Origin of the sequence: Azonexus fungiphilus, assembly GCF_003634965.1 — a bacterium.
Classification (GTDB): domain Bacteria; phylum Pseudomonadota; class Gammaproteobacteria; order Burkholderiales; family Rhodocyclaceae; genus Azonexus; species Azonexus fungiphilus.
Window position 1 is genome coordinate 1 of sequence record NZ_RBXP01000007.1, and the last position, 10,442, is coordinate 10,442.

Below are 10,442 nucleotides of genomic sequence, written 5' to 3' on the forward strand. Positions count from 1 at the left end.
AAACCGCTGGTGGCGACGGCGTCGCGCTGGTCGATCACGTAAACACGCTCCTGGGCGACGGCGGCGAAACCGATACCGGCGAGCAGGGCAACAGCCAGGGACTTCTTGGCGATATTCTTGATCATAGTCTTCCCTCGTTGAGAAATGGATGATTTCAGCGGTTTGCATCGGGCGGCAAAGTGCCGACTGTGCAGACTTCCAAGCTATTTTGCCATAGCGTCGCACAGGCATCCAAGTGAAATTCCTTGCCTGCCAGTAAAGTTTTGTGCTCGACGAGACACTTTCCGGCAACCCAGACGTGGCTGACCTGTTCGCGGCCGGCGACATGGACCAGATGCGACAGCGGATCGAAGCATGGCTGGCAATTGATATGCTCGAACGATACCGCGCACAGATCGGCCGATTTGCCGGCGGTGATCGAGCCGATTTCCGAGTCCAGGCCGAGCGCTCGAGCACCGTTCAGCGTCGCCATGCGCAGCACTTCGGCAGCCGGCAGGGTGGCAGCGTCGCCGCTCACTCCCTTGGCCAGCAGCGCCGCCAGGCGCATTTCCCAGAACAGGTCGAGGCGATTGTTGCTGGCGGCGCCGTCGGTGCCCAGGCCGATGTTGATGCCGGCACGGCTCATTTCGGCGATGCGGGCGAAGCCGCTGGCGAGCTTAAGGTTCGAACTCGGGCAGTGGGCGATGCTGGCGTTGGCGGCGGCGATTGCAGCGATTTCGTCGTCCTCCAGATGCACCGCATGGACGCCGATGAAGCCCGGGCCGATCAGGCCGAGTTCGCGCAATCGAGCCAGCGGGCGGCGGCCGTCCTGGCTGAGTGCATCGCTGATTTCCTGCCGGGTTTCGTGCACGTGGCAGTGGATTGGCAGGTTGAGCTGGGCCGCCAGCGTGGCGATCTGGCGGAAAGTGCGGTCGGAGACGGTGTAGGGGGCGTGTGGCGCTAGGCAGAAGCTGATCAGCGGGTTGTTGCCGACCGCTTCGCGGGCGGCCAGGCCCTTGGCGATGTAATCGTCGGCGTCGCTGGCGTAGTTGCCGGGGAATTCCAGCGTGGTGACGCCGAGCGCTGCGCGCATGCCGAATTCGCTGGCGGCCTGGGCGGCTGCTTGCGGGAAGAAGTACATGTCGTTGAAGCAGGTGATGCCGCCGAGCAGCATTTCGGCACAGGCCAGCCGGGTGCCGTCGAGGACGAACTGGTGCGAGACGTGCCTGGCCTCGGCCGGCCAGATGTGCTGCTGCAGCCATTCCTGCAGCGGCAGGTCGTCGGCGATGCCGCGCATCAGCGTCATCGCGGCATGGGTGTGCAGGTTGACCAGGCCGGGGATCAGGAGGTGCTGGTCAAGCTGCTGGCGCTGCTGCGGCTGGTAGCGGCGGCGCGCCTCGGCCAGCGGCAGGATGGCCAGGATGCGGCCGGCGTCGACGGCAACGGCGTGGTTTTTCAGGACTTCATCGGTGTCGACCGTGGCAATCCAGCGGGCTTCGATCAGCAGATCGATGGTTTGGGGTGTCGGTGTCATGGAATTGGGCATCGGTACGCCGTGAGCGGCGTGGTAAACTAACAAATTACGCGTGCTTCAACCAAACAAGGCGCCTGCAATATCGGCGCGGACACGAGAGACATGGATCAATTCGCCAAAGAAACCCTGCCGATCAGCCTCGAAGACGAGATGCGGCGTTCCTATCTCGATTACGCGATGAGCGTGATCGTCGGCCGGGCCCTACCCGATGCCCGCGACGGCCTGAAGCCGGTGCATCGCCGCGTACTGTTCGCGATGCACGAATTGAACAACGACTGGAACAAGGCCTACAAGAAATCGGCCCGTATCGTCGGCGACGTGATCGGTAAATACCACCCACACGGCGACTCCGCCGTGTACGAAACCATCGTCCGCATGGCCCAGGATTTCTCGCTGCGCTACATGCTGGTCGATGGCCAGGGCAACTTCGGTTCGGTCGACGGCGACAGCGCGGCGGCGATGCGTTACACGGAAGTGCGCATGGCCAAGATCGGCCACCAGTTGCTCGAAGATCTCGACAAGGAAACCGTCGATTTCGGGCCGAACTACGACGGCTCGGAAAACGAGCCGCTGGTCATGCCGGCGCGCATTCCCAACCTCCTGATCAACGGTTCGTCCGGGATCGCGGTCGGCATGGCGACCAACATTCCGCCGCACAACCTCAACGAAGTGATCGCAGGCTGCCTGGCGCTGCTGGAGAATCCGGCGATCTCGATCGACGACCTGATCGACCTGATCCCGGCACCGGACTTCCCGACCGCCGGTCTGATCTACGGCGTGATGGGCGTGCGCGAAGGCTACAAGACCGGGCGCGGTCGCGTCGTCATGCGTGCCCGCACCCACTTCGAGGACATCGGCAAGGGCGATCGCCAGGCGCTGATCGTCGACGAGATTCCCTATCAGGTTAACAAGAAGTCGTTGATCGAGAAGATCGCCGAACTGGTCAACGAGAAGAAGATCGAAGGCATCTCCGACATCCGCGACGAGTCCGACAAGTCCGGCATGCGCGTCGTCATCGAACTGAAGCGCGGCGAAGTCGGCGAGGTCATCCTCAACAACCTGTACAAGCAGACCCAGCTGCAGGACACCTTCGGCATGAACATGGTGGCGCTGGTCGACGGCCAGCCGCGCCTGCTCAACCTCAAGCAGCTGCTCGAATGCTTCCTGTCGCACCGCCGCGAAGTCGTTACCCGGCGTACCGTCTATGAGCTGCGCAAGGCGCGCGAACGCGGCCACATCCTCGAAGGTCTGGCTGTTGCCTTGTCCAACGTCGACGAGATCATCGCCCTGATCAAGGCCGCACCGACGCCGCCGGACGCCAAGCGCGGCCTGATGGAGCGCACCTGGCGCAGCCCGGTGGTCGAGGAAATGCTTGTCCGCGCCTCCTCCGATGCGTCCCGTCCGGACGGCCTGCTGCCGGAATTCGGCCTGTCGGCCCAGGGGTACCGCCTCTCCGACGCCCAGGCGCAAGCCATCCTGGAACTGCGCCTGCAGCGCCTGACCGGTCTCGAACAGGACAAGATCGTCGGCGAGTACAAGGAGGTCATGGCCAGGATTCTCGACCTGCTCGACATTCTGGCCAAGCCGGAGCGGATCACCGCGATCATCGTCACCGAACTGACGGCGATCCGCGACCAGTTCGGCGACGACCGCCGCTCGGAAATCGTGCTGCATACCCAGGAACTCGGCATCGAGGATTTCATCACGCCGATGGACATGGTCGTCACGCTGTCGCACGGCGGCTACATCAAGGCCCAGCCGCTCGCCGACTATCGCGCCCAGCGGCGCGGCGGGCGCGGCAAGCAGGCGGCGGCGATCAAGGACGAGGATTTCGTCGATCACCTGTTCGTCGCCAATACCCACGATTACATCCTGTGCTTCTCGAACCGCGGCCGCTGCTACTGGCTCAAGGTCTACGAGGCGCCGCAAGGGAGCCGGACCAGCCGCGGCAAGCCGATCGTCAACCTGTTCCCGCTGGAAGAGGGCGAGCGCATCAACGCCGTGCTGCCGGTCAAGGAATTCGTCGACGACAAGTTCGTGTTCATGGCCACCCGCGACGGCACGGTCAAGAAGACGCCGCTGTCCGACTTCTCGAACCCGCGCAAGGCCGGCATCATCGCGGTCGACCTGCTCGACGACGACTATTTGATCGGTGTCGAACTGACCACCGGCCAGAGCGACATCGTGCTCGTCTCCAACGCCGGCAAGGCGGTCTGGTTCGACGAGGAAGACGTCCGCCCGATGGGCCGTGGCGCCCGCGGCGTGCGCGGCATGAAGCTGCAGGAAGGGCAGACCGTGATCTCGCTGCTGGTTGCCGAGGATGATCAGCAGACGGTGCTGGTCGCCACCGAGAACGGCTTCGGCAAGCGCACCGTGCTTGCCGACTTCCGCCATTCCGGACGTGGCACCCAGGGCGTCAAGGCGATTGCCGATTCCGAGCGCAACGGCGTTGTCGTCGGCGCCAAGCTGGTCGGCGACGACGACGAGGTGATGCTGATCACCACCGGCGGCGTGCTGATCCGCACCCGCGTCTCGGAAATCCGCGGCATGGGCCGGGCGACACAGGGCGTCACGCTGATTTCGCTCGACGAGGGCGAGAAGCTCGCCGGCCTGGAAAAGGTCGCCGAGTCGGTCGTGGAAAATGATGCCGAAAGCGAGTCGACCGTCGAAGGCGAGGCGCCGGCGGCCGACGAGCAAGGTGGAGAAGCCTAAATGACGCGTATCTGGAATTTCAGCGCCGGTCCGGCTGCACTTCCCGAGGAGGTCCTGCGCCAGGCGCAGGAAGAAATGCTCGACTGGCAGGGCGCTGGTTGCAGCGTCATGGAAATGAGCCATCGCGGCAAGGAATTCATGTCCATCCTGGCGCAGGCCGAAGCCGACCTGCGCGAGCTGATGGGGATTCCCGAGCAGTACAAGGTGCTGTTCCTGCAGGGCGGCGCGACGCAGCAGTTCGCACAGATCCCGATGAACCTGCTGGCCGGGCGCTCGGCCGACTACATCGTCACCGGCTCGTGGTCGAAGAAGGCGGTCAAGGAAGCGCAGCGCATCGGCAACGTGCGCGTCGCGGCGACGACCGAGGACAGCGGCTTCACCCGCCTGCCGACGGCCGAAGAAATCAAGCTCGACCCGTTCGCCGCCTACCTGCACGTGTGCACCAACGAGACCATCCACGGCGTCGAGATTCCCGCCGAACGCATCGCCGACACCGGCGTGCCGCTGGTTGCCGACATGTCTTCGCACATCCTGTCGCGCCCGGTCAATGTCGAGAAGTTCGGCCTGATTTACGCCGGGGCGCAGAAGAACATCGGTCCCTCGGGGGTCACGCTGGTGATCGTCCATCGTGACCTGCTCGGCATGGCGCCGCTGAACATTCCGACGGTGATGGACTACGCGGTGATGGCCGAGAACGGTTCGATGCTGAATACGCCGCCGACCTTCGGCATCTACATCGCCGGCCTGGTTTTCCAGTGGCTGAAGAAGCAGGGCGGTCTGACCGGTATCGACACGGTCAACGCCGAAAAAGCGCGCATTTTGTACGAGTGCATCGACAACTCCGGCGGTTTTTATACCAACCCGGTCGATCCCGACTGCCGTTCGCGCATGAACGTCCCCTTCGTGCTCGCCGATGTCGCGCTCGACGCACCTTTCCTGGCGGCCGCCAAGGATGCCGGCGTGCTCGGCCTGAAGGGCCACAAGTCGGTCGGCGGCATGCGCGCGTCGATCTACAACGCCGTCTCGCTCGACGCGGTCAAGGCGCTGGTCGGGTTCATGAACGATTTCGCCAAGCGGAACGGGTGAGCGCATGAGCGACGACCTGCAGAAAGCCCTGGCCGGCGTGCGCGCCGACATCGACCGCATCGACGGCGACATCCTGCGCCTCTTGAACGAACGCGCCCGCTGCGCCCAGCGCGTCGGCGAGATCAAGGCCGAGTTCGGCGACGCCGGCTTCATCTATCGGCCGGAGCGCGAGGCGCAGGTGCTGCGCCGGCTGCAGGACGTCAATCCCGGGCCGCTGCCGAACGAGAACATCACCTTCTTCTTCCGTGAGGTGATGTCGGCCTGTCTGTCGCTCGAACAGCCGCTCGGCATCGCCTTCCTCGGCCCGCTCGGCACCTTCTCGGAGTCGGCGGCGACCAAGCATTTCGGCCACGCCGGCCGCCTGTTGCCGCAGGCCTCGATCGACGACGTCTTCCGCGAAGTCGAGTCGGGTCACGCCCATTACGCCGTCGTGCCGGTCGAGAATTCGACCGAAGGCGCGGTCGGCCGGACGATGGACCTGCTGCTTGGCACGCCGCTGAAGATCTGCGGCGAGGTCGTGCTGCGCATTCACCAGAACCTGCTGTCGAAGGAAACCGAGCTCGGCGCGATCAGCCGCGTCTATTCGCACGCCCAGTCGCTGGCGCAGTGCCACGAATGGCTCAACCGCATGCTGCCGCAGGCGCAGCGCATCTCGGTCGGCAGCAACGCGCAGGCGGCGCAGAAGGCCGCCGAGGAAGCCGGTTCGGCGGCGATCGCCGGCGAGGCCGCGGCCGCCCGTTACGACCTGCCGCGACTGGCCGAGAACATCGAGGACGAGCCGAACAACACCACGCGTTTCCTCGTCCTCGGCAAGCACGACGCCGGGATATCCGGGCGCGACAAGACCTCGCTGATCATGTCGGCGCCCAATCGCACCGGCGCCCTGCACGAACTGCTGGCACCGCTGTCCGCCGCAGGCGTCTCGATGTGCCGGCTGGAGTCGCGGCCGGCGCGCAACGCGCTGTGGGAATACGTCTTCTACGTCGATGTCGAAGGCCATCGCGACGAGCCGGCGGTCAAGGCCGCGCTCGAACAGCTGGCCGGCAACGCCGCCTACCTGAAAATCCTCGGCTCCTACCCGGTCGCCGTCTTCTGAGGAATCCCGATGTCCCTCACCGAACAAGCCCTCGCCTACGTCCGCGCCATCTCGCCCTACCAGCCGGGCAAGCCGATCACCGAACTGGCCCGCGAGATGGGCATCCCGGTGGACAGCATCGTCAAGCTCGCTTCCAACGAGAACCCGCTCGGCATGAGCCCGAAGGCCAGGCAAGCGGTGGAAGCGGCGCTGGCCGGTGTCGAACGCTACCCGGACCAGTTCGAGCTGATCGCCAAGCTGGCGGCGCGTTGCGGCGTTGACCAGAACCAGGTGGTGCTCGGCAACGGCTCCAACGACGTGCTCGACCTGGTTGCCCGCGCCTTCCTCGCTCAGGGACGTTCCGCGGTGTTCGCCCAGCATGCTTTCGCCGTCTATCCGCTGGCCACGCTGTCGATTGGCGGCGAACTGATCTGCGTGCCGGCGAAGGATTTCGGCCACGACCTCGAGGCGATGCTCGCCGCCATCCGTCCGGACACCCGCGTCGTCTGGATCGCCAACCCGAACAACCCGACCGGCAACTTCCTGCCCTATCCGGAAGTGCGCGCCTTCCTGGAAAAGGTGCCGGCCGATGTCGTCGTCGTCCTCGACGAGGCCTACAACGAGTACATCCCGCCCGAGGCGCGCGTCGATACCGCCGCCTGGGTCGCCGAATTCCCGAACCTGGTGGTCTGCCGCACCTTCTCCAAGATCTACGGCCTCGCTGGGCTGCGCATCGGCTACGGCGTCACTTCGGCGGCTGTCGCCGACCTGATGAACCGCGTCCGCCAGCCGTTCAACGTCAACAACCTGGCGCTCGCCGGCGCGCTCGCCGCGCTCGACGACGACGAATTCCTGCAGGCCAGCTACGAACTCAACCGGCGCGGCATGGCGCAGATCGTCGCCGCGCTGGAAAAACTCGGCCTGACTTACATCCCGTCCTACGGCAACTTCGTCACCTTCAAGGCCGGCGACGGCGCCGCGGTGAACCAGAAGCTGCTGCAGCAGGGCGTCATCGTCCGGCCGATCGGTGGCTACGGCATGCCCGAGTGGCTGCGCGTGACGATCGGCAGCGAAGCCGAAAACGCGCGCTTCATCGCGGCGCTGGAAAAGGCCCTGTAAATGGACGCCGGCCAGCCCGAGTTCGGCAAGATCGTCGTCTTCGGTACCGGCCTGATCGGCGGTTCCTTCGCGCTCGGCCTCAAGGCGGCCGGCGCCGTCGAGGAGGTGGTCGGCTTCGGCCGCACGCCGTCGACCCTGCGCGTGGCGCAGGAACTGGGCGTCATCGACCGCGCCGGGATCAACCCGGCGCACGAGATCGGCGACGCCGACATCGTGCTGGTGGCGACGCCGGTGGCGCAGATGCCGGAAATCTTCGCCCGCATCGCGCCCTATCTCGGGCCGAACACCATCGTCACCGACGGCGGTTCGACCAAGGGCGACGTCGTCGCCGCGGCGCGTGCCGCCTTCCGCGGCCACATCGGCAAGTTCGTGCCGGCGCATCCGATCGCCGGCGCCGAGAACAGCGGGCCGTCGGCCGCCCGGCACGACCTCTATCAGGGCAGGAAGGTCGTCGTCACGCCGCTGCCCGAGAACAACGACGAGCGCCTTGACCGCGTCAAGCGCGCCTGGGCGCTGTGCGGCGCCGACATCTACGAGCTGACGCCGGAAATGCACGACCGCGTCTTCGCCGCCGTCAGCCACCTGCCGCACCTCCTGTCCTTTGCCCTGGTCCATGACCTGGCGGTGCGCGACGACGCCGACCTGTTCTTCACCTTCGCCGCTTCCGGCTTCCGCGACTTCACGCGGATTGCCGCCAGCCACCCGGAAATGTGGCGCGACATCTGCCTCGCCAACCGCGAGGCGCTGCTCGGCGAACTCGACAGCTACCGCGCCCAGCTCGACGACTTGCGTGATGCCCTCGACAAGGCCGACGGCGAACGTCTCGAAGACGTCTTCGGCATCGCCCGCCAGGCGCGCCGGGAGTGGGCGGGAAGCTGAGCATGCGGCGGCTGCGCGCGCTGCTCTGCGGGCTCGCGCTGCTGCTTGCCCTGCCGCTCGCCGCGGCGCCGCCGGAACTCCTGCTGGCCAACGTCTACCGCGACGAGATCGACCCCGCCGCCTACCTGGTCAGCGAGAAGCTCGACGGCGTACGCGCCGTCTGGGACGGCGAAACGCTGCGTTTTCGCAGCGGCAACCGGGTCAATGCGCCGGCCTGGTTCACCGATGCCCTGCCGAAAACGCCGATGGATGGCGAGTTGTGGCTGGGCCGCGGCCAGTTCGAGCGTCTGTCGGGGATCGTTCGCCGCGAACAGCCGGTCGATGCCGAGTGGCGCCAGGTCCGCTACATGATCTTCGAGCTGCCCGGGGCGCCGGGGACTTTCGCCGAGCGGGCGGCACGGATCGTGGCGCTCGTCGGCGCCGCGGGTTTGCCGTGGCTGGCCGAAATTTCGCAAAAAATCACGGTCGACCGTGAAACCCTGCGAAAAATGCTGGCCGCCACCGTCAAGGCCGGCGGCGAAGGCCTGATGCTGCACCGGGCCGACGCGCCTTACGAAACCGGTCGTTCCGACACCCTGCTCAAGCTCAAGCCGTGGCTCGACGCCGAGGCCGTCGTCGTCGCCCACCTGCCGGGCAAGGGCAAGTATGTCGGGCAGCTCGGTGCCTTGCGCGTGCGCCTGGCGGACGGCCGCGAGTTCCGCCTCGGTACCGGCTTCACCGATGCCGAGCGCGCCAATCCGCCGCCAATCGGCAGCGTCGTCACCTTCCGCTACCGCGAGCTGACCGCGAAAGGCCTGCCGAGATTCGCCAGTTTCCTGCGCATGCGTCAGGAATGACGGGCTTTGCCGTAAAATGACGGCCTTTTCGACCTGCGGAAGATTCGCATGATCCTCGTTACCGGCGGTGCCGGCTTCATCGGCAGCAATTTCGTCCTCGACTGGCTGGCGCAATCGGCCGAGCCGGTGGTGAACCTCGATGCGCTGACCTATGCCGGCAATCTCGAGAACCTGGCGACGCTGCAGGGCGATCCGCGCCATTGCTTCGTTCATGGCGACATTGGCGACAGCAAGCTGGTCAGCCGCCTGCTTGCCGAGCACCGGCCGCGCGCGGTGCTCAATTTTGCCGCCGAATCGCACGTCGACCGCAGCATTCACGGGCCGGAAGCGTTCATCCAGACCAACATCGTCGGCAGCTTCCGCCTGCTCGAAGCGGTACGCGAGTTTTACGGTCGACTGCCAGAAAACGCGAAAAATGCCTTCCGTTTCCTGCACGTGTCGACCGACGAAGTCTATGGCTCGCTCGCCAGCGACGATCCGGCCTTCACCGAGACCAGCCGCTACGAGCCGAACAGCCCGTACTCGGCGAGCAAGGCAGCCTCCGACCATCTGGTGCGCGCCTATCATCACACCTACGGCCTGCCGGTGCTGACCACCAACTGCTCGAACAACTACGGTCCCTACCATTTCCCGGAAAAACTGATTCCGCTGGTCATCCACAACGCCCTCGCCGGCAAGCCGCTGCCGATCTACGGCGATGGCCGCCAGGTCCGCGACTGGCTCTACGTCAAGGATCACTGCAGCGCGATCCGACGCGTCCTGGAAGCCGGCCGCCTTGGCGAAACCTACAACGTCGGCGGCTGCAACGAGAAAACCAACCTCGAGGTCGTGCATACCCTGTGCGACATGCTCGACGAACTGCGCCCGCGTGCCGATGGCCAGTCCTACCGGACGCAGATCACTTTCGTCAGCGACCGCCCCGGCCACGACCGCCGCTACGCGATCGACGCGACCAAGCTGGCGCGCGAACTGGGCTGGACGCCGGCCGAAACCTTCGCCACCGGCATCCGCAAGACGGTGCAGTGGTACCTGGACAACCCGGCCTGGGTGGAGAACGTCACCAGCGGTGCGTACCAGCAGTGGCTGGGCAAGCATTACGGAGAAAACGCATGAGCCAGCAGCGCAAGGGCATCATCCTCGCCGGCGGTTCCGGCACCCGGCTCTACCCGGTGACGCTGGCGGTTTCCAAGCAGCTGCTGCCGATCCACGACAAGCCGATGAT

The 10,442-nt window shown here is 65.6% G+C and carries 9 protein-coding genes; 8 read left to right on the forward strand and 1 reads right to left on the reverse strand.

What is annotated here, in order from left to right:
- Positions 1-154: 154 nt before the first annotated feature.
- Entirely contained in the window at positions 155-1,513 is a 1,359-nt protein-coding gene (locus DFR40_RS02695; RefSeq protein ID WP_121456962.1) for a TRZ/ATZ family hydrolase, read from the reverse strand.
- 102 nt (positions 1,514-1,615) lie between these two features.
- Between DFR40_RS02695 and gyrA the strand changes: the two genes are divergently transcribed.
- The 8 genes from gyrA to DFR40_RS02735 form a co-directional block, all read left to right on the forward strand.
- Positions 1,616-4,225, forward strand: a complete 2,610-nt coding sequence (gyrA, locus tag DFR40_RS02700) for a DNA gyrase subunit A (protein ID WP_121456963.1) — start codon at positions 1,616-1,618, stop codon at positions 4,223-4,225.
- Positions 4,226-5,311, forward strand: coding sequence for a 3-phosphoserine/phosphohydroxythreonine transaminase (gene serC / locus DFR40_RS02705; protein WP_121456964.1), 1,086 nt, complete (start codon positions 4,226-4,228; stop codon positions 5,309-5,311). It abuts the gene before it with no gap.
- A gap of 4 nt (positions 5,312-5,315) precedes the next feature.
- On the forward strand, positions 5,316-6,407 hold the full coding sequence (gene pheA, locus DFR40_RS02710; RefSeq protein WP_121456965.1) for a prephenate dehydratase: 1,092 nt from the start codon (positions 5,316-5,318) through the stop codon (positions 6,405-6,407).
- A 9-nt stretch (positions 6,408-6,416) separates the two neighbouring features.
- Positions 6,417-7,505, forward strand: a complete 1,089-nt coding sequence (gene hisC / locus DFR40_RS02715; protein WP_121456966.1) for a histidinol-phosphate transaminase — start codon at positions 6,417-6,419, stop codon at positions 7,503-7,505.
- Positions 7,506-8,384: a prephenate dehydrogenase gene (locus DFR40_RS02720; protein ID WP_121456967.1), complete on the forward strand. Its 879-nt coding sequence runs from the start codon at positions 7,506-7,508 to the stop codon at positions 8,382-8,384.
- A 2-nt stretch (positions 8,385-8,386) separates the two neighbouring features.
- Positions 8,387-9,220 (forward strand): DNA ligase, encoded by an 834-nt coding sequence (locus DFR40_RS02725; RefSeq protein WP_121456969.1) that lies wholly within the window; start codon positions 8,387-8,389, stop codon positions 9,218-9,220.
- Positions 9,221-9,268: 48 nt separating this feature from the next.
- Positions 9,269-10,333: a dTDP-glucose 4,6-dehydratase gene (gene rfbB / locus DFR40_RS02730; RefSeq protein WP_121456968.1), complete on the forward strand. Its 1,065-nt coding sequence runs from the start codon at positions 9,269-9,271 to the stop codon at positions 10,331-10,333.
- Positions 10,330-10,442 (forward strand): sugar phosphate nucleotidyltransferase (locus tag DFR40_RS02735; protein WP_245985584.1); only part of this gene is annotated, 113 nt, incomplete at its 3' end. The genes rfbB and DFR40_RS02735, both read left to right, overlap by 4 nt.

Coding starts and splice junctions, on each gene's coding strand:
- serC (WP_121456964.1), top strand. CDS start 4,226: ATGACGCGTATCTGGAATTTCAGCGCCGGTCCGGCTGCACTTCCCGAG.
- DFR40_RS02725 (WP_121456969.1), top strand. CDS start 8,387: ATGCGGCGGCTGCGCGCGCTGCTCTGCGGGCTCGCGCTGCTGCTTGCC.
- rfbB (WP_121456968.1), top strand. CDS start 9,269: ATGATCCTCGTTACCGGCGGTGCCGGCTTCATCGGCAGCAATTTCGTC.
- pheA (WP_121456965.1), top strand. CDS start 5,316: ATGAGCGACGACCTGCAGAAAGCCCTGGCCGGCGTGCGCGCCGACATC.
- hisC (WP_121456966.1), top strand. CDS start 6,417: ATGTCCCTCACCGAACAAGCCCTCGCCTACGTCCGCGCCATCTCGCCC.
- DFR40_RS02720 (WP_121456967.1), top strand. CDS start 7,506: ATGGACGCCGGCCAGCCCGAGTTCGGCAAGATCGTCGTCTTCGGTACC.
- gyrA (WP_121456963.1), top strand. CDS start 1,616: ATGGATCAATTCGCCAAAGAAACCCTGCCGATCAGCCTCGAAGACGAG.
- DFR40_RS02695 (WP_121456962.1), bottom strand. CDS start 1,513: ATGACACCGACACCCCAAACCATCGATCTGCTGATCGAAGCCCGCTGG.